Here is a 19,987-nt window from a genome sequence, read left to right as displayed (position 1 = left end):
GTTCAGGTTCTCGATGTGCCGCGATCGGTGTAGGACCTCGCTTTCCTTCAAAGAGCGTTTTTGCCTGCTCTTGAAGTTCCTTCTTCCAATGCCCAACCGTAATAGGGTGGACCCCAAATTCTTGCCCTATCTCGTTGAGCGTTTTTATCCCTCGCAATGCCTCCAGAGCTACCTTGGCCTTGAACTCGGGAGTATGGAACTTTCTCTTCTTTCCTTCACTCATCTTTTCCTGTTCCTCGGGATTGCGTCTAGCTTAAACTACTGTCTTAAAACTGGGGTCCACTATACCCGGGCGGAAGTGGCGTTCGGCTGATGACTGGCCCAGGAACCCTCACCGAGGAAATCACCATCACTGAAATATCCGAGTCGATCATGCTCGCCGAACGAGCCGATACTAAACAACTCGACTTCGCCCTGAACAATGATAAACAGATCGGTTAGAGGACTGCTCTGCTCGAAGAGCAGAGCTCCCTGGTCGAAATACCGTTCCGCAGCATGCTTGGCTAAAAGTGTCAGCTCTTCCTCGGACAGCCCAAGAAAGAGTTCGATACTGCGCAGCAGCTGCATCCGTGTGTCATCGCTCATATCCTCTGTCCTCTGGTGACGAGCATCATTGTATGGCGTAAAAAAAACTGCCGCCTGGCAAAAAGAGTTTTGAATTTTCTCCCGATTATAGATAAGCATGGAACTCTTGACAACGATTGAATGGTGGGTTTGAAAAGAGACATGATCGACATTCGTGCAGTGGGTAATTTTAAAGGCGGTGCCAGCCGGTGCCTTTGTGCTCCGAGCCGGCAAGAGGCGCTGGAGTATGGGATGGCGCCATCAATGGACCAGATGGTCACCCATGAGTCGGCGCACAAGTTCGCTCGCCTCGATGAATTTCTGGAGCACTCGGCCGGTAGCGATACATGAACAACGCGCAAGGAAATCATACGATCAAGAGCTGTCCGGACTGCGGCCAGCAGCTCAGAATTCCCAAGAATACCGGTGGTATCACCCTGAAATGTCCTTCCTGCGGGCACCGTTTTGCCTCTGATTTCAAAATCGGCCGGGTTGGGAGGAGACCTCAAGGATCCGCAAGGGTTTCTCTTCTTCGACTGATCTTCGAATTTCCCGGCCGGATGTTCGACCGACTGTTCAAGTAACGGGCGGTGGGCAGTTCTCCTTTAAACATCCGTCTGTATTTGTGCCGGGAAACGTTTCTATTGTCTTGGAAATCTTGCCGGGGGGCTATTATGTTTGTTGACGTTCAAGTAACTCCAGCGTTCGGACATCCTGCTCGCCGTTGTAATATTTGTTGATAGCCCGCTGGAAGAGGTCAATTTCGGGCACTGCCATGAGAAAAAGAGTCATCGAGGACCTGAACTTCAAGTCGTCGGGATGTCCGAAGATAGTGTTTGCCGATTTGCCATCAACCGCAATAACCAGCTCGGTGCATTCCTGCAGTCGCTGCCCGAGAACCGAATGCTGAGCGTAGGCGCGTGCCTCGTCGAGCGTCTTTATCGCGTAGGTTCGGGATATTGGTGTTTGACCGAGGCCGATGAACTGGGGGAAAAGGAACCACATCCAATGCCCGGTTTTGGCACCGCGACGGAGTTCTTGAATCACCTGGGGATAGATCTTTTTCTGGGCTTGCACAAATCGATCGAGATAAAACGGGTCGGCCGCGGCCATGGGTAAGGCTCCTTAGATGTGATAAAGAATGCTGCCGGGATCAGGTAAATACCTTGTAGAGACCGAACCCGGCAGAAAGCAGTGAGGAGGTCAGTATCATCAGGACTACTGCGCATCCCCTGTTTTCAACGGGCGGCTGCTGATTTTTAGCATCCCTGTCGAACAGCAGGATGGTCTCATTAACTCCGTCACCATCGTTTTCAAGCAGGTTGAGCGGATCTTCATCAAAATCGTCCATGAACATCTCCCTAAAAAAAATGCAGGGTTACCCTGCAAAGGGATATACGCCATTGTATCGATCCGGTCACGTCAGCACAAGGATTCAACAAGTAGTGAACCGGTATCCTCCCAACCCCATAATAAGCGCTACAAGAAGGAGACCTGATTTCTAAGCTCCAGCTGATGATTTGCAACCAAATAAAGTGCGACAGTTGACTGAGAATTCAATCGTCACCCAAGGGCTTTTGAGATTTGGGAAGAAGTTGGTCTGTGATTTGGCAATAGCTTGACTTTTAACAATAATTATCCACCGAATAGGCTTATGGATTTGTCCAGGTTTTGTAAGACTGTTCCCTATGAACGAAATGGATGGACAAAACGGCGAGACAGCAGTACGGCCCGAATCAAAGACCAATAGAACCAATTATGCTCATTATTCGGAATTGGCGACGTTAGCGAAGATATAAAGAATGCTTTGACAGCATAAAGTGACGGTCAATTCAGGGAGAGATCGTCCTCTACCAGATAGAGGAAGGCAACACTTTATTCGAGGCACGGTTCACGGACGATACGGTCTTCCCGCAATTGTTGAGGTCATCTGTTGAGCCGGAAGTGACGGGACAGTATGCCGCCGCTATCCACGTTCACATAACTTAGGCGACGATATTCACCGATGCCAGTCGTAAACATCCGCCAGGAGTGAGGTGTTTATATAAGCCTTTCGGTCTTTTTTTTGGTACAGACCTTGATGGTTCCATTTTTTCTTGATGCGACTTACGGTCACTCGAGTCGCATTAATGATCATGCCAAGCTCTTCATTGAATAGGGGGATTGGAATTTCCACCATACCGATTTTGTTTTCCAAGGCGAATGAATGGAGCAGCGACTTGAAGAAAACCTTCAAGCGATCTTCATGAGAAAGGGTAAAATTGGCAATCATGCCCTCCAACAGACTTTCTTGGGTTGCGATAATAAATTTCATGTAACGAACGGCCAAATCTTGACGCTTGGCGATCTGTTCAAGCAAGATCGCTGGAGACATGGAGATAAGGTCCGTGTTTCTTTTGGCAAGTGTTGTGACGTTGACCCGTTCGCCGGAGATACAGGATATATTACAGAGAGAGCGGCCAGGAGGAATAAGGGCAAGCACTCTTGTTTTGCCAATGGAGTAATTTACGAGATACATGCACAGCCCTTTTTCAAGCAAGAAGAGCCGGTTATGTTGCCCACCGCTTTTTATGACTGAATTTTTTGTTACCTTTTTTACCGTGCCGTAGGTGTAAAATAGCTGTTTGATGTCGGCTATCTCTGAGGGAGGAATCCAGGGGGCGGAGTTGAATACTTGGCGCATATGATCCTTGCGTTTTCAGTCCTCCATACGAATAGCTGGCTGGCGAGATAACCATTCGTGTGGATTTCTCAGGGGGATAGTTTTATTACTACCCGTCCCCGCGGTACAGAATCAATACTGGGCCAAAAGTGCAGTGTCCGCAACTACTTTTTGCATGGGGCGCAATTGAAGGAACAGGAACGCTGAGAGTATGCCAAGACCTCCGGCAACATAGAATACGGAATGAAGTCCTAACGTTCGATACAGCAGAGTGCCACCTAGTGGACCGCATATAAAACCGAGGTGCAATGCAGTGTAAAACAGTCCATATGCATGGCCGGGTCCATATTTTTCTCCTTCCCTGACGAGTAGTGCCATACCGGCAGGTTGTGATACGCTGGTACATATCCCCAGGAGCGATGTGAGAAGTAAAATTTGTTCGAACGAGCCAGTCCATGGGATCGTGATGAGCAACATACCTGAACACGTGCCGCCGAGAAGCACCATGAGCCGGTGGGAGGTTTTATCTGCAAGCTTACCGGCAGGCCGAAGCAGGATAAGGAGCATTATCGTGGAACACGCCATTGCCAGGCCGATGCGGGTGTCGCCAAGATTCAATTGACTGGTCAGAAAAATAGGGAGAAAAACGAGTAAAACGGAAATCCCGCAGGCTCGTCCAAAAATAAAGAGAAGAAGACCGGTGAGTCCCCGTCCTGGGCAACGCCATTTAGGTGTTCGACCGGTTTGTCTGCAGGATGAGAAGGTGGTTTTCGGCGTCGGTGGTTGGCTAACGAATATATAAAAGGCTAATGCAGTGGCTGCTAAACAGATAACGAAAAGCGTGGTAAAAACTCCATGGAACCCCCATGAGCTTTTGATTAAGCCGCCGGTCAATGGTCCGAGTGCAACGGCACAGTAAAAGGAAATATCAAAGGTCCCGAGTACTGTGGATGTCTGGTTACGTGGAATCGTTTGCTGAACCATGGCCAACAGGACGGGTCGGAACAAAGCGCAGGCAATACCTTGGAAAAAGCGCAGCAGGACGATTGCATAGAGGCCGTTGGCAAGTAAATAGCCACAAGAAACGGCCAAATACATGCCTATACAAACCAAAAAGGATTTTGCCAGCCCCATTCGCTCAAGCTGTGAGCCGGCAAAAAGACAGCAGGTGGCTTTGGCAAGTGAATAAACCGTAACGCTGAATGCGAGCAGAAAACCTTGGGCTCCGAGGGATAGGACGTAAATGGAGAAAAAAGTATCAACGATACCATACCCTAAGGCTAAGGCGAAGTTGATCAGAAATAGATACCAAAACAACCGTTTCCGTCCCATGGTTCTTGAAAAGACCCAAAGCCTTGCTACGGCGTTATTATTTCAAGCTCGTGACAGCTGTTGCAATACAAATCCGATGGTTCATGAATGTGATGACAGAGAGTGCATCGTAGTTGACCTTCATGGGAATCGTGGATATTAACCAAAAGTTCCATGCCGCGATCAGCGTAGGTTTTGACAGAGCCGGGAACTGCAGAATGACAGTCAATGCAGGCCTGATCTGAGGCGCGTTTCTCAGGTTCGTCGATTTCGTGGCAATTTTTGCAAGTAATGTCGTTTTCCCGATGGATTTGGTTGACTTCGATTGCTCGCGCGTTGAACGGACCGATTAGGTATACCGTGCATAAGCATATCAATATGCTGCGTAACACTGGCTGCCTCCCTTGTAAACGCAGGCCGGAATCTCGATTTTCCGGCCTGCGTTCGGATCGATAGTTGATTTATTGTTGGACCGTTTTTATATATTCGGCAGCGTGTTCGGCAGCCATACGCCCCGAATTCACGGCAAATCCGATAGTGCTTCCGGCCATTAATAGATCGTAGCTGTCCCCATACATGCCACCGGCGTCATTTCCGACCGCATACAGTCCGGGGATTACGTTGCCTTGCGTACTAAGAACCTGCATATCCTGAGTAACCTTGGCTCCGCCCAACGTGCCGAGCGCCATCGGTCTTGCCTCGACAGCAAAAAACGGAGGAGTGACTACCGCACGCAGATATTTCGGATCTTTTGCAAATTGCCCATCATGTTTCTGCTGGGCAAAGCTGTTGTACAGTTCAATTGTTTCCTTCAGGTTATCAATCGGGGCACCCATTTTTTCGGCAAGTCCTTCGATGGTGTCTGCAGTAAAGGCAACGTTATTAGCAATTCCGCGCTGCAGATCTTTATCCAGATTAGCCAGCTTTGTTTTAACGGGAACCATGACGCCGACACCTACGTCAATGCCGTCTTCAATCATGTACTTTTTGGTGTTTGCGTCATAAATCGCAAACATTAATCCACCCGAACGTTCAAGTGCGTTACCGGCAAACGGCCACTGGAAGATGACCATCTCGTCACAGAACCGTTCGCCTTTGGTATCGACCCAGAGGTACGGTTGCCGGACGGATGCCAGAAGGTGAGACGTTGTCGGTTCACCACTCAAGCCAGGACGATAGGATTGGACAACCTCCATCCCTTCAGTTGCGGCATCGGCCGAAAGCATCATTTGGATTCCGTCACCAGTCTTGCCGACGTTGCCCACCGGGATGACATCTGGGAATCGGGTATATTTGCTCATCATTTCTTTGTTGTTCAAAAAACCGCCTGTTGCGACAATAACTGCTTTTGCATGGATATTAAGTGTCTCTCCGTCGCGATTTTCGGCGACGACCCCAGCAACTACACCGTCCTTGATGATAAGGTCTTTGCCAGGAGTTTCGGTCATTATCTGAATATTCATTTCAGGGAATTTTTGGGTCAGCACGTCGAGCATGCCCTTGCCACGACCGTTGAAGATATGCCAAGACTGGAGTCCTCCCGGATAGTTGGATGTCAACTCCGCAAATTCAACCCCTTGGGTTTGTAGCCATTCGATTGTTTCGGGCGATTTGTCAACGAAAGCCCGAACCAATTTCGCATTGGCACGCCAATGGCTATAGTTCATGATCATTTTAAAGGCATCATCCTTGGGCAACAGGATATTGCGCTCCTGTTGAATCTTGCTGTCAGCGGCAAAAATTCCTTCCGCATATTTTGCGGTTCCCCCTATTGCCGGTTGTTTTTCCAGCACGATAACGCTTTGCGCGCCGCCTTGTGCCACGGCATAAGCCGCGACAATTCCTGAGCCTCCCCCGCCGATTACTACGACATCAGCTGAGAGGTTTTTCTCCGCGAAAGCCGGTAAAGCGACTAACTGGAATAAGAGGCATAATAATACCGCGTGTTGAGTGATTCTTCTCATGTGCATCCTCCCTAATGGATTTGTTAGGAAACCGTATTTTGCCTTGCTCATTTGCAGCACCGGTTCCGGTGAACGATGTTTCGTAGCATGGGCATAAGTTTAGAAGAAAAACGCTCAAAAAAACGTATACCGGGATACAACTGGAAAAAAATCGTTTGAAATATTTCGGTCCCAGCTTTTGTGCCGGTAGAGGATTATAAACGAGTTTCCGGCGTGTTTATGTGCGAGACGGTTGTTGTGCCCAAGATATTTTGGCGGAGGTAGTGTTCAGTGGGTGGAGCTGAGTTCAGGGGGTGGCGATCACTCACATCAATCGAGCGTTGAGAAAAAGGTGACAGAGTATACCGGCCGCATAGCCCATTAGGATAACAGGGGTCCAGCGTAGATGGGCACCAAAGGTATAGACCCCGCGAGCGGTACCCATGAGGGCGACACCTGCGGCGGAGCCGATTGACAACATGCTCCCGCCGACTCCGGCGGTCAGGGTTACCAGCAGCCATTGCCCATGCGACATGGACGGATCCATGGTCAACACGGCATACATCACCGGGATATTGTCAACAACCGCCGACAACAGTCCGACTAAAACGTTGGCGGTGGTCGCCCCCAAATCATGATACATGTACTGGGAAATGACAGCAAGATAGCCAAACTGGGCAAGACCGCCGACACACATGATCACCCCGTAAAAGAAGAGCAGCGTATCCCATTCGGCTCGGGAGATCTTTTTCATAAGATCAAATTGACGTGCGGCGGCCGCCTTGTCGGTGTAGTCCTCGATTACCTCCACTGCGCCGACCACCTTCCCTTCGGCATTCTTCAATGGTGCCCCGGTAAAACAGATCCAACGTCCATTTTCGCCAAGGCTTGGCACAAAGCGGGTCGCCTCATAGACGCCATCGAAGTAGGTACTCCTTTTAAAGTGTCCGGCATAATGCCGTTCGATTGCCTTTTCCGGCATATAGTTGAGAACCAGGTCAGCCATCACCGGTTGCTTTTTGTCATAGAATGGCTGCCATTGGTTACGGGTTCCCACCATCTTCGGGGCTGGCAGTCCGGTAAATTCTTCACAGGCTTTGTTCCAATGGGTGATGTTGTGATCGTTATCGATGGCAAAGGCCGGCATCGCCACCTTTTCTATGATATCAGACAATTCCAGTTTGCTCTTCAGAATGGTGGTTATTGGATTAATGGATTCGGCACCCCGGGTGCCAAGGATATAATCGTATCTCTCCGACCGGCCTTCATGGAGTTTGATGTGATAGGAGAGCGGTCCCAAAAAGCCCAACCCCAGCATCATCCCGACCACCGGCGGTAAATGCAGGAAATTATGAAAACATACCGCTGTCGTGATAGTGAGCAGAAAAAAGGCCATGATTGCCCGTGCCCCGTATTTCATCGAGACTTTTTCATCCAGCATTTTAGGGCCGGTATTGACAATCGCCATGCTCATCGCCGCTGCCGGGATTAACCAGTTCACCAGAGATGGAAAGAAAATGACCCAAAACTCAGCAAAATGCACCTTGCCCTTTTGCCAGACCATGAGGGTGGTAATATCGCCAAACGGAGAAAATGCCCCTCCGGCATTGGCGGCGATGACCACATTGATACATGCCAGACCGACAAATTTTTTATTATCCCCACCCACCGCCATAACCACGGCACCCATCAGCAGCGCCGTGGTAAGATTGTCGGCTATGGGAGAAATCAAAAATGCCAGTAACCCCGTCAACCAGAAAATGATGCGCAGGGAAAACCCTCGGGATACGAGAAAAGCGCGGAGGGCCTGGAAAACATTGCGCTCCTCCATAGCATTGATATAGGTCATGGCCGCCAGCAAGAACAAGAACAGTTCAGCATATTCAAGAAGGCTCGACCGGATGGCCTCATGAGCGGTATGGGTATCACCAGCGCCAAGATAGGCGAGCGCCACCAGTATCCAAATAAGACCGGCGGCCAATAGGACCGGTTTACTCTTTCGCAAATGAATGACATTCTCGAAAGGAACAAGAATATACGCCAGCGCGAATAGCAGAATAGCCAGATAACCGTAAACGGTTCCGGTAAGATCAACAGCGGTAGCAACACTTGCAAGTTCTGTGGTCAGGTTTGACATAATTTGATAACCTGGAAAGAAGAAATACAGCGCAATCGTTGCCGACAGTTTGCCATACCCCGATTGACAGAAACGAGTGTTGCTCCAGCCGGGTTATGATGCCACCAGCTTTGATTTCTTTCAATACATGGCTTAACGTCGCTTTGATATACAGACTGTCACTGGACTGGACGGAGCCTTGAAAAATTGTCGTTCCGCCCAACCTCATCGTTGTGCAATCAGAATTTATCCTCGGAATATCATGTATATGCCTACGGTAAAATTTTCTTGCGTGCCTCGCTCCCTAACGAAATTTCGAATTTTTCAAGCTCCCCTTTATCTCAACGAGGAGGCCGCTCACAAAACCCCGACAGTGGTTGTAAAAAACGTGGAATGTTCTCTTTTCTCTGGATGGTGGAGGGGCGATGAATTCTCGTCATGCCCCCGGCACCAATAGGTGATAACTCAGGCAACGATGCACAAAGCCTGTGAATGAACCAGTTGGGTCAGTTTGTTGGCCACCCTGCCCATTGAAAAATCGGCAACCTGTGTGACTCCGCGCCGACCGCAAACGATTGTTCCGCACCCGGTCTTTGCGGCTTCCTCAACTATGGCAGTAGCGCGACTACTGACTCCGTTGACCGTCTTGATAGCAATGTTGTCGGCGGCGACTCCGGCCTCAATGAGTACGCTCTTGGCTCTGTCAAAAATGGGGTCGATTTTTGCTTGTGCGTCTTGGGTTATGTTTTTCGCATAATCGTCCGGAAAGATGGACTCCAATCCTTGCATCGATACCGAGATACCCCGTACCGCATGGAAAAGTGTAATTGACAGCTTGCGGCAATCAAACATCTTGGCAGCATGTTCGGCAAGATGGATTGCTCGTGGAGAGGAATCAAGTGCAATGAGAATGCGTGTCGAATGCGGTTTCCCACCCATCATCCAGACACTGGTTGAAGAGACGTTAGCAAGCAGTTTGCTGGTAACACCGCCAAGCGGCATGTTGGTATCGTGCGCAGATTCACCGCGACCGATAACCAGAACATCGTAATTATTCTTGCATTCCGAGATCAAGTCACGGGCAATCCCTTCTTTTTGTTCACCGATTTTGAATGAAACAGCATCTGCCGGGAAACCTGATGTTTCGAATACGGCTCGTGCTTGCTCCATGAAAGCGGAAGATCTTCTTTTCTGTTCGACTTCCCAGGACCTGATAACCTCGACTTTTTTTATCCAAACCGGATCCCTCTCCAGATCCCAGAACTCTTCGGGAATCGCACTCATGACTTGATAGAGGGTTAGTTCCGATCCTCTTTTGGGCAGCGATTCACTGATATAACGAACTGCTGTCATTGAATCATCACTTCCATTTACCGCTATCAGTACTTTTCTGTTTCCGTCTTCCATTGAGCCTCTCCATGTTTGTAAAGTTGAGACGGCCTTGTGCGAACAACCGAGGATAATGTTCAGGCCGAAAATTTTCATTCCAGTAAGGAGGCGCTATCCAAAAAGAGTGCCAACTGAACGAAATTCAGAAAGATTGGGCATGCGCTACACTTTACGGGATGCTGATCATGCAGCAGTTGTGGGCTGAAACCGGAAGCTGGCCTGAGTGTTCGATAAGGAGAGAGGGGAGAGAGCAGGGAATGAACTAACTATATCTGTCAGCAGACTTTACACTTGACTGTTATTTTGCTTTGCACCTAACAGATTTAACGGAAGTGTAGATCATCAGCATCAGCGCTACCAGTATTGGGGTGGCTATCAGGATCGGATAGAAAAAAACAGACGGTGGCGAAATCGAAGCAAGCAGGGGCTGTGGCAATGTCTGTGGGCTGAGGTCTTGACTGCCGCCTTCGTGAACGACGCTCCCTCCAAGTGATGGTCACAATCTTCGTGCCTTAGTTTTGAAAGTCTGGCATAAAATCCATATGCCCATGGATGTATTCAAAATCTGCGGGATAGAACTACATAGCCACCACCCATCCTCCGCCGAAGAGAACCAAAGCAGGTGCGCCTCGGGCGGGAGGTTAGGAAGTTTTAGTGTTAAGAAAACAGGGAGCTAACGACATGTTGACCGACAGGGTGCGTTTTAAACCGTTGCAGGACAAGATTACCGATGCTGTGACCGCTGCCAAGCACATCGCCGACGGAACAAACCTCTTTATTTCCGGGTTTACCGCCGGTTATCCCAAATTGATTCCCCAGGAACTGGTGAGGCGGGCGGAAAGCGGTGAGCAGTTCAAAATTAATCTGTTTGCCGGAGCCTCGACCGGCGACATGGTGGACGGAATTCTTGCCCGAGCCAACCTTGTGGCCTGGCGACGGCCTTACATGAGTGACAAATTCATGCGACAGGAAATCAACCTCGGGAAAATCTCCTTCAAGGACGACCACCTGTCCCAGCTGTCGGCCAAAGTCAGAGCCGGGGAGTGGGGCCGGTGCGACGTCGCCGTGGTAGAGGCTGCAGCTATCACCGAAAAAGGCCACCTGATCCCCACTATGTCGGTGGGCAACACGCCTACTTATATGCGGGAAGCTAAGAAAATTATCGTGGAAATATCTGAAAGCTCGCCGCTCCAGGAGGGTATTCATGACATCTTTATTCCTGAAGATCCGCCATACCGGACACCCATTCCGCTCTACCGTACCGCCGATCGGATTGGCAAACCCTTCATTGATATGAACCCCGACCGAGTCGTGGCCATCCTCTTCAGCACCGAGAAGGATCATTGTCCGATTTTTATGCCGCCCGATTCTAACTCTAAACGAATCGCCGAACATATCCTCGAGTTTGTCCAACATGAGATCAAGAAAGACCGTATCCCGCCGTCACTACCCTGGCAGGCCGGTGTCGGCGATGTCGCCAATGCTGTTTTGTCCGGGTTCATCGAAGATAAGAACTTTTCCTCTATCGATATTTATTCTGAGGTTCTCCAGGATAGCGTTCTCGACCTCATCGACATTGGGAAGATCCGAGCGGCATCCGGCTCCGCTTTGACCCTGTCGGAGAAGGCCCGGGCGCGCTTCTTTAATGAAATATACCGTTACCAAGAGAAAATCGTGCTCCGGCCGGTGGAAATCTCCAACTCGCCGGAAGTGATTCGCCGGCTGGGAGTTATCGCCATCAACACTGCCATCGAGATCGACATATATGGTCAGGTGAATTCCACTCATGTTATGGGCACGCAGTTGATGAACGGGATCGGCGGATCGGGGGATTTCATGCGTAATGGCGCTCTGACGATGATGGTAACGCCTTCTACCGCCAAGGGAGGCATGATTTCAGCCATAGTCCCCATGGTTTCGCATGTGGATCATTCGGAACATTCGGTGGATGTGGTGGTAACCGAATACGGCCTGGTCGATACCCGCCCACTGACCCCGCGTCAGGTTGCCGAGCAGATCATCCATAAATGTGCCCACCCTGATTTTCGTGATCAGTTATGGGACTATTTCCAGCGAGCGGTCAAAGAGCGAGGCGGGCATGAACCGCATATTCTTGAAAAGTCGTTTTTCATGCATCAACTGTTCATGGAAAAGGGCGATATGCGGCAGAAGGGGTAAGGGTAATCAGAGAACGTTCCGAGTGTTGATCAAATCAGAAGGCCGGTGGCAGGAGAATGGGTGAGGTGCACGATAGCAGGAAATGAAGTAGAGAGGCGGTAACGATTTACTCATCAACTGATTCGAGGGCCTTTTATGGTTGAATGGTTTTTAGAATTAAATGCCGTGATGCAGGCTTTTGTGGCCACGTGCTTTACGTGGTTCTTGACGGCCCTGGGGGCGGGGGTCGTTTTTTCCTTTAAAGAGATCAACCGGAAAATGCTGGACGGCATGCTCGGTTTTGCTGCCGGCGTGATGATCGCGGCAAGCTTCTGGTCTCTTCTGGCTCCGGCTATTGACATGGCGGAAGATATGGGGCATCGGGCCTGGTTGACTGCCGCCATCGGTTTTTTGTCCGGCGGGGCCTTCCTGTGGGTGTTGGACGAGTGTCTGCCTCATCTCCATCTGGGATTTCCACGATCAGAGGCCGAGGGTGTGAAAACCGGCTGGCACCGCAGTGTCCTTCTGGTCTTGGCTATCACCCTGCACAACATTCCTGAAGGATTGGCTGTAGGCGTGGCTTTCGGGGCGTTGGCCGCCGATCTGCCGTCGGCCACCATGGCCGGTGCAGTGGCCCTGGCGGTAGGTATTGGATTGCAGAATTTTCCTGAAGGTGCAGCTGTCTCCGTACCCCTGCGACGTGAAGGATTCTCACGGCTGAAGTGCTTTGGTATGGTCAGTTGTCCGGAATCGTAGAGCCCATTGCAGGGGTGATTGGCGCTTTTGCGGTCATCGCTATGCAGCCGCTCCTTCCTTATGCGTTGGCTTTTGCTGCCGGAGCCATGATCTATGTCGTCGTGGAGGAACTTATTCCCGAATCACAATTGGAAAAAAATACGGACATCGCGACAATCGGCACTATGTGCGGTTTTGCGGTGATGATGGTGCTTGACGTCGGGTTAGGATGAATACCGATTCCAAGCTGGACATCGCCATTGATTTTTGGGTACAGAACTGTGGTCCAGAAGCAGGAAGATTGGTGCCGGTACTCTACCGCCCCGCCTGGCCTTGCTTGCTCACGTCGAGAAGGCATGATTCCAGACGAGATGATTCGCTGGGGTACTCTTGCCGATAAAGGCTATCCGTTTCGTTTATAAAAGATTCCCCGCGGCTGCCGCACTGAAACGATTTTCCCCTCGTTATCGAGGACATCGAGGTATTTGTTCACCTCATTGGCATGAAGTCCCAGGATGGCGGCCAAGTCTTCTAAGGTGCAGGGTCTTCGGGCAATGGTTTCCAGAATTGCTGTTTCAGTGTCGCTGCGGTAGGACTGCGAACGTTTTCTGGTTGCCGCGGCAGCAATGATCTCGACCTGGTCGAGTTGCCAAAATTCTTTTACCCGCTGCAGTTCGGCCAGCGTCGCGCCTCGCAGATTCGGCACGGTTCCCGGGCGATCCAGCGTATTGAGCTGCACGGTGTCGGGCGCAATCCGAACGATTGCATCCCGTAATGCACGAAGCTCGGCTTCGTCGTCATTGTAGCCGGGCAGGATAAGAATCTCCAACCAGATGGTGCCGCTAAATTCCTTGCGAAAGGCAACCAGTCCATCAATGCAGGATGCTGCAGTAAGTCCTTTGGCCGGACGATTAATCCGCCGAAACGTTCGCTCGGTGGCACCATCGAGAGAGGGCAGCACCAGGTCGGCCGGGAGAATTTCCTTCCTGACGGCGGGATTGGAAAGCAAGGTGCCGTTGGTCAGTACCGCGACGGGAATCTCCGGCTGTCGGTCTTTGATGAACTGCAGGATTGCACCGATGTCGGCATGCAGGGTTGGTTCCCCGGAACCCGAAAAGGTGATGTAGTCGGGTGCTGGACGGTTGGCAAAATAATCTTCCAACTCTGCTTTGAGGGCGACCGAATCGATATAGGCCCGCCGATTGAGCGTCAACTCTGTGGTCTTGCCGACCTCGCAGTAAACGCAATCAAGCGAGCAAACTTTGGGGGGCACCAGATCGACCCCAAGGGACATGCCGAGGCGCCGGGATGGTACCGGCCCGAATAGGTATTTATACATGTTTCCAGTTGTTCTCCGATATGAAGGTTCAGGGTTCCGGACTGCTTCGCCATAGGAGCTGAGCATATCTCTTCAGCCCGACTGTTCGAGCCAGGCCAGTATCTCGGGAAAGAAGTGGGCGAGCCCTTCGATAACCCCCGAGGAGTAATTGCCGTTGAGAGAAAGCAGGTCGCCGCGGGCCAGGTAGAGCCTGTCGACCATCTTGTTTCGTTCAAGGGCGGCAACGGCCTGCCGGCGTACATCATCTGCTGCGTTTTTAACCAGGATCGCCTGAAGGCCGCTGGTAAGAGCGTCGAGATCGTTGCCGCTGTCTCCGGCGAAGACGGTCCGGCTCTCCTCGATTCCTTCCTGCTCTATCAAGAAACGGATCGCCTCGAGCTTGTTGGCACTTGCCGGCAGGATATCGAGCAGTCCGCAATTTTCCGCCTCGTCCCTGCTCCAGATCAGATTGGCGGATACGGAATTGGCCTGCAGGATCGTATGCAAATCCTCGGTGAGTTTTTTGCTGTCTATGTCCGGTTCGGTGAAATAGCTCAGTTTGTACGTGTTCTGTTTCTCCGGTGGTTGCAGCCATAACTCGCGACTACTATGGTCGATCAGCAACTCTGCAATATCGTCTCGCGTCAGGCCGTTCCAGTCCTTGCCGATGTGGTGCTGCCAATCAGAATCGACCTGCCAGTCATTGCTCCTGATTCGATAGAGTGTCGTGCCGACGTCACCGATGACGAAATCGGGCTGGGGCAGATTATATTCGGAGATCGCCTGCTGCACCAGTCTTTTGTCGCGGCCGCTGACGTAGCCGAGGCGCAGTTTCGGGTAATCGGCAAGCCGGTTCAGCAACGGTCTGGCGTGAGCGGACTCCGGTTGCGCACCATTGGGAATCAGGGTACGGTCCAGATCACTGCACAGAAGTATCGTTTCCATTGATTACAAAACTCCGTTTCCCTTTATCTGGTAACCCCCCGCCGACACAGTCGGCTTTCAGCGCACATGGCCTTGATTGCCGATCGGCGGGATGAAAAAAGCAGGTCCAACGAAGTCTATCGAAAGCACCGTATAAGGGCGAGTCATCGTGAAATTCCATCATGATACGGGGTTAGTTTTTGAGGAGCTCATCAAGAGCGGTCTCGAGCGTTTCGTAGGTAAAAGAGAAACCGGACTGCAATAATGCCTCTGGCTTACCGCGCTGACTGTTGAGCAAAGTTTGTCCGAATTGTCCGAGCAGCCCCCTCATCATCCAGGACGGTGTCGGCAGCATCACCGGTCGTTTTAGTTTTCCGGCCAGCATTCTGGTCAGATCGGCATTGCGTACCGGTTGCGGAGCACAGAAATTTGCCGGACCGGAGAGGTCTGGCTGATCCATTGCAAAGGCACAGGCCGCAACCAGATCGTCCATGTGTATCCAAGGGAACCATTGCTTGCCGCTTCCCAGGCGGCCGCCGAGAAAGAATTTGAAAGCCGGAATCATCGAGGCCAGCGCCCCGCCGTCCCGATCGAAAACGATGCCGAAACGCATCAGGACGACACGGTTGCCACCGGCTGCCGCCTGCAACGCCTCACGTTCCCAGTCCCGGCTGACCATGGCCAGAAAATCGCTTCCCGGTGGTTGGTCCTCGGTGAGCAGATCGTCGCCGCGATCACCGTAATAGCCGATGGCAGATGTGCTGAGAAAGGTCACATCGGACCGACCCGCCAGGCCTTCCGCCAGATTTCTGGTGGTCAGGATCCGGCTGTCATAGATTTCCTTGCGGGCCTTTTCAGTCCACAGGGTGAAGATCGATTTACCGGCCAGGTTGACGACCACTTCTTGATCCGCCAACCGTTGCTGCCACTCCCCGGGCTTGGTTGTGTCTGCAGACAGATAGGTGAAGAGGGGATGGTTGATCATGTTGCCGGGGGTTCGTCGCCGGCCCACGGCGGTTATTTCGTGGCCGCTTTGCAGCAGAGCCTGACAAAGGTGGCTGCCGACAAAACCGAGGCCACCGGTAATAAATATCTTCATTGCTCCTCCTGAGGATCTTGTTTGATTGCCTTTGCCGAAATTTGCTGCCGGTGTATCGGGGTGCGCCGGCCGGACAAGACAACCGGTCGACTCCTGATGGAACCTACCATAAGCACGATTGTCCTGATCAGGCAAATGACAATGGAGTGAATCAGTCCTCCCGGGCTGGACACCACTATCCCGCAGGCAATAATCGCGATCGTTGGTCAGTCGGCCGGTCGGCAATGGTTTTGTACCCGCTGCCTGGTGAAGCGGCCCGTGAATCCCGAGCGCGGCTGACGGCAGAGTATTGAGCTGCCGACCTGTGTCGGCAGCTCGGTATGGTTCTTGCAAATTTCTTGCCCAATACCGGGAGGGTACTTTTCCCGGGAGCCGTTCGAGGTTTGACGACAAGCGCAGGTATTGAACTGTTTAGTACCGTTCGCGGTGTTTCAAAACGTTCGCGGACTCTTGGGTACAAACAATCATTAGGGGAGTTTGAAAAATTCGAAATTTAAAGAAATTCCAAATTTTCAAGCTCCCCATTACCGACAGGATACCCATATGAAGGACGAACAGACGCCAAAGCACAATCAGCTGGAACAGTATCCGCTCTGGGTGCGAATGCTGTTGTTTTTCCTGCTCTGGCTGATCATTTCCTATGGCTACATGGCATTCTGGCAGGACCGGCAGATCGAGGAGATTTCTTATTCGCACTTTAAAACGGACATAAAAGAAGACCGGGTAGCGTCGATCGAGATGACCGGCAGCAAGGTCGTCGGCAGTTATCTGAACGAGGGTGAAGATACTGGTGAGGCGACTGGTGAACCACCGCAGCGGTTCCGAACCGTGGTACCTGATATTGACGATTCGGGGCTGATGGCGCTTCTCGAAGAACACGGTGTGGAGGTTACCGCCCGGCCGGACGAACAGTCCTGGCTGCGGGCGCTGGTCATCACCTTGTTGCCGTGGATACTGATCATCGGCCTGTTTGTCTATCTGAACAGAAGAATGCGAGCTCAGTTCAGCGGATCGGGCGGGCCGTTCAGCTATGGCAAATCAAAAGCGAAGGAGATACGGTCGGAGGAGGTCGATATTGCTTTTGCAGATGTGGCCGGCCTGGAAAATGCCAAGAACGAACTTAGGCAGATGGTCGACTACCTGAAAGATCCGCAGCAATTCCAGGAAATAGGTGCGGAATTGCCCAAAGGAGTTCTGCTCGCAGGTCCCCCGGGAACCGGTAAGACGCTCATGGCCCGTGCCGTCGCCGGAGAGGCGGGGGTACCGTTTTTCAGTATCAGCGGTTCGGAATTTGTCGAGATGTTTGTCGGGGTCGGCGCCTCACGGGTTCGTGATATGTTCGGGAAAGCCAAAAAAAATGCCCCGTCGCTGATTTTCATCGATGAACTCGATTCGATCGGCAGGGCGCGGGGCACCGGTATCGGCGGCGGTCATGATGAACGTGAGCAGACGTTGAATCAGATACTCTCTGAAATTGACGGCTTCAGCCCACAGGAGTCGGTCATCGTGCTGGCGGCGACCAACCGACCGGATGTCCTTGATCCGGCCTTGATCCGCCCGGGTCGATTCGATCGACAGATTCACCTGGATCTGCCGCGCAAGGAGGCACGGAAAAAAATTATCGAGTTGCATGCCGGCAAAGTGCTGTTGGCAGAAGGGGTTGATTTTGATCTGTTGGCCTCAGCAACCGTCGGTTTTTCCGGGGCGGACCTGAAAAACCTGGTCAACGAGGCGGCTTTACTGGCTGCGCGAAAGGGGAAAAAGCGTGTTGATGAAGAGGATTTCAACGAGAGCCGAGACAAGATTATCATGGGGATCAAGCGGGAGGACCGGCTTTCCGAGCAGGAGCGCGAGATAGTCGCCTATCATGAAGCCGGCCATGCGCTGACGGCGCTGCTGCTCCCCAAGGCAGATCCGCTCGCCAAAGTGTCCATTATTCCCCGGGGTAGGGCGCTGGGCGCGACTGAGCAGATTCCGGAGGAGGAGCGGCATAATCTCTCCAGGACGTACCTGCTGGATCGCCTGACGGTGCTAATCGGCGGTCGGGCAGCCGAAGAGCTGGTTTTCGGCGATATATCATCCGGCGCCGGGGACGACCTGAAAAACGCTACACACCTGGCCCGCCGGATGGTCTGTCAGTGGGGAATGAGCGAGACCATCGGCTTGATGGTATTCAAGAAGGGGGAGCCCCATCCGTTTCTCGGACGCGAGTTGACCGAAGAGAAGGATTACAGTGAAGCCACCGCCGAGAAGATCGATGCGGAAATCAGGCGACTTCTGGAAGAGGCGGGCAAACAAGCCCAGGAATTGCTCGAGCACCATCGGGAACAACTCGATCTGCTGGCTGAGACGCTGATCAGTGAGGAAACTTTGAGCGCCGGGGAGGTGGAGCGGCTCCTCGATTTGGACGGTCTTGGCGATCATTTCCGCACCGACGCCGGCAACTCCGAAAAAACCACTCATGCCGGTTGAGATGGAGTTGTGATCTCCAATCATGGGCGTCAGGTGGAGGGGTCATGCATCTCATTGAGGTGCCGGTAATAGTTTTCAGTATCCTCCTTGCGGCAGAGTTCTGACCCCGGTGTAATCAGGGCAGCCGTTCCGGCGGCCATTCCATAGAGGAAGGCTTGTCGTAATGAAGCACCCTGTTCCAGCGAGAGCGTCATGGCTCCGACAAAACTGTCTCCGGCACCGACCGGACTGACTGGTTCAACTCTCAGACCGCGAACTCTGAACTGGTCATCCGCCGTTGTCAGTAGTGCTCCGGCTGCGCCCAGGGTAAGGACGATCGCATGACAGTCATAGCTATCGACGAGTGTGCGGCAGATCTGTTCCTGCTTGGTTTCGTCATCCAGTTGGCAGCTGCAGAAATCCTCGAGTTCTCTCAGGTTCGGCTTGATCAAAAATAGCTTGCTGTTCAGAGCCAGACGAAGCGGCGTTCCCGATGTATCAAGGATTATTTTGGTCGGTTGGTCGCGAAAATGATCGGCGATCCGTTCGTAAAGATCTTCCGGTACCCCGGGCGGGAGCGTACCGGAGAGGACCAGATAGGCGGGTGGGGCGCCTTCGGTGATCTTGTCGAGGCAGGTTTGCCAGGTCGTTTGCTCTATTTCAGGGCCGGGCAGGGCAAAACGGTAGATCCGGCCGTCATCGGTGGTCCGAACGGCAAAGCTTTGCCTGAAGTAGCCTTGGTGGGATACCGTTTCGCACGTTACCCCCTCTTCCCGGAGCATTTTTTCAACGAGGTTTCCACCGCCCTGACCGGCAGGGAAAACTGCCAAACTTTCGCCGCCAAGGCGCAGTACGGCGCGACTCACGTTGATGCCGCCTCCTCCCGGCTCTCGGCGGACTGTGTTGCACCGTAATTTTTGGTCGGCAATCAGACGGGGGATCTCTCCGCTGATATCCAGGCACGGGTTCATGGTTAGTGTTGATATCATAGGCAGTCTCCAGTTGTGAAAGGATCTTCTTGATGGACAACCGGAGGGCCAGTGTGGAATAAAATGGGGTTCACGTGTCCTGCAGAGTTGGACAATTCCTGTCGGTTCGGACCAGGTCTTGATTGCTCTGAATGTTGTCCGGAGTGCTCCTCTATTTCAGTTTATCAAGCTTCTGCTCTGGCATGCGAGTCCCTTCAGGCCCTCTGTTCCTGAGACAGCGACAGCGTCACGAGATATCCGCTAACGCACTATTCGGGAAAGAGCTGCCGCTTGCCGGGTGATTTACGGGCGCGCACTCACGTACCGTGGTCGGCGTATTCCGAAAATAC

The 19,987-nt window shown here is 52.1% G+C and carries 17 protein-coding genes and 1 pseudogene; 4 read left to right on the top strand and 14 right to left on the bottom strand.

Translation table 11 applies throughout. From position 1 onward, the window contains the following. Nucleotides 1-223, bottom strand: a 223-nt coding sequence (locus BUC26_RS19200; RefSeq protein WP_073378712.1) for an IS3 family transposase, incomplete at its 3' end; no start/stop codon positions are given. Nucleotides 224-282: 59 nt separating this feature from the next. After that, nucleotides 283-585 (bottom strand): cyclic nucleotide-binding domain-containing protein, encoded by a 303-nt coding sequence (locus BUC26_RS19195; protein WP_073378711.1) that lies wholly within the window; start codon nt 583-585, stop codon nt 283-285. Between the two features lie 141 nt (nt 586-726). Between BUC26_RS19195 and BUC26_RS19190 the strand changes: the two genes are divergently transcribed. Then, a complete protein-coding gene (locus BUC26_RS19190; protein ID WP_143166077.1) occupies nt 727-915 on the top strand; it encodes a DUF2237 family protein in 189 nt (62 codons plus the stop codon). Nucleotides 916-1,236: 321 nt separating this feature from the next. Here BUC26_RS19190 and BUC26_RS19180 read toward each other — a convergent pair whose 3' ends face one another. The 8 genes from BUC26_RS19180 to BUC26_RS19145 all read right to left on the bottom strand — a co-directional run bounded on the left by BUC26_RS19180 (nt 1,237) and on the right by BUC26_RS19145 (nt 10,003). Continuing rightward, a complete protein-coding gene (locus BUC26_RS19180) occupies nt 1,237-1,677 on the bottom strand; it encodes a DUF1810 domain-containing protein (RefSeq protein ID WP_073378705.1) in 441 nt (146 codons plus the stop codon). Between the two features lie 40 nt (nt 1,678-1,717). After that, nucleotides 1,718-1,915 carry a hypothetical protein gene (locus tag BUC26_RS19175; protein ID WP_073378703.1) on the bottom strand — a complete coding sequence of 66 codons (198 nt, stop codon included), beginning with the start codon at nt 1,913-1,915 and terminating at the stop codon, nt 1,718-1,720. A gap of 648 nt (nt 1,916-2,563) precedes the next feature. Then, a complete protein-coding gene (locus tag BUC26_RS19170) occupies nt 2,564-3,247 on the bottom strand; it encodes a Crp/Fnr family transcriptional regulator (RefSeq protein WP_073378701.1) in 684 nt (227 codons plus the stop codon). Nucleotides 3,248-3,358: 111 nt separating this feature from the next. Beyond that, nucleotides 3,359-4,558 (bottom strand): MFS transporter, encoded by a 1,200-nt coding sequence (locus BUC26_RS19165; protein ID WP_073378699.1) that lies wholly within the window; start codon nt 4,556-4,558, stop codon nt 3,359-3,361. Nucleotides 4,559-4,584: 26 nt separating this feature from the next. Next, nucleotides 4,585-4,929, bottom strand: coding sequence for a cytochrome c3 family protein (locus BUC26_RS24565; RefSeq protein ID WP_073378697.1), 345 nt, complete (start codon nt 4,927-4,929; stop codon nt 4,585-4,587). 69 nt (nt 4,930-4,998) lie between these two features. Then, the gene (locus tag BUC26_RS19155) at nt 4,999-6,501 is read right to left on the bottom strand and encodes an FAD-dependent oxidoreductase (protein WP_073378721.1); all 1,503 of its coding nucleotides are present in this window, start codon (nt 6,499-6,501) and stop codon (nt 4,999-5,001) included. A gap of 304 nt (nt 6,502-6,805) precedes the next feature. Next, a complete protein-coding gene (gene nhaD, locus BUC26_RS19150) occupies nt 6,806-8,617 on the bottom strand; it encodes a sodium:proton antiporter NhaD (protein ID WP_073378696.1) in 1,812 nt (603 codons plus the stop codon). Between the two features lie 444 nt (nt 8,618-9,061). After that, a complete protein-coding gene (locus BUC26_RS19145; protein ID WP_073378694.1) occupies nt 9,062-10,003 on the bottom strand; it encodes a universal stress protein in 942 nt (313 codons plus the stop codon). Nucleotides 10,004-10,666: 663 nt separating this feature from the next. Between BUC26_RS19145 and BUC26_RS19140 the strand changes: the two genes are divergently transcribed. Beyond that, on the top strand, nt 10,667-12,163 hold the full coding sequence (locus tag BUC26_RS19140) for an acetyl-CoA hydrolase/transferase C-terminal domain-containing protein (RefSeq protein ID WP_073378692.1): 1,497 nt from the start codon (nt 10,667-10,669) through the stop codon (nt 12,161-12,163). Between the two features lie 135 nt (nt 12,164-12,298). Continuing rightward, nucleotides 12,299-13,110, top strand: a pseudogene (locus tag BUC26_RS19135) (ZIP family metal transporter). A gap of 170 nt (nt 13,111-13,280) precedes the next feature. Here the strand turns inward: BUC26_RS19135 and BUC26_RS19130 are convergent. From BUC26_RS19130 to BUC26_RS19120, 3 genes are all read right to left on the bottom strand, one after another. Beyond that, nucleotides 13,281-14,216: a radical SAM protein gene (locus BUC26_RS19130; RefSeq protein ID WP_073378690.1), complete on the bottom strand. Its 936-nt coding sequence runs from the start codon at nt 14,214-14,216 to the stop codon at nt 13,281-13,283. Nucleotides 14,217-14,288: 72 nt separating this feature from the next. Then, entirely contained in the window at nt 14,289-15,140 is an 852-nt protein-coding gene (locus BUC26_RS19125; protein WP_073378688.1) for an HAD-IIB family hydrolase, read from the bottom strand. 172 nt (nt 15,141-15,312) lie between these two features. After that, the gene (locus tag BUC26_RS19120; RefSeq protein WP_073378686.1) at nt 15,313-16,218 is read right to left on the bottom strand and encodes a TIGR01777 family oxidoreductase; all 906 of its coding nucleotides are present in this window, start codon (nt 16,216-16,218) and stop codon (nt 15,313-15,315) included. Nucleotides 16,219-16,821: 603 nt separating this feature from the next. Here BUC26_RS19120 and ftsH point away from each other — a divergent pair. Continuing rightward, complete coding sequence (gene ftsH / locus BUC26_RS19115) at nt 16,822-18,690, top strand: ATP-dependent zinc metalloprotease FtsH (protein WP_425267087.1); 1,869 nt, start codon at nt 16,822-16,824, stop codon at nt 18,688-18,690. A gap of 29 nt (nt 18,691-18,719) precedes the next feature. Here ftsH and BUC26_RS19110 read toward each other — a convergent pair whose 3' ends face one another. Continuing rightward, on the bottom strand, nt 18,720-19,658 hold the full coding sequence (locus BUC26_RS19110) for a 1-phosphofructokinase family hexose kinase (protein ID WP_084540776.1): 939 nt from the start codon (nt 19,656-19,658) through the stop codon (nt 18,720-18,722). Between the last annotated feature and the right edge of the window lie 329 nt (nt 19,659-19,987).

It is taken from the genome of Desulfofustis glycolicus DSM 9705, from assembly GCF_900130015.1.
In the GTDB taxonomy this organism is placed as follows: domain Bacteria; phylum Desulfobacterota; class Desulfobulbia; order Desulfobulbales; family Desulfocapsaceae; genus Desulfofustis; species Desulfofustis glycolicus.
This window is presented reverse-complemented; position numbering and strand designations above follow the sequence as displayed.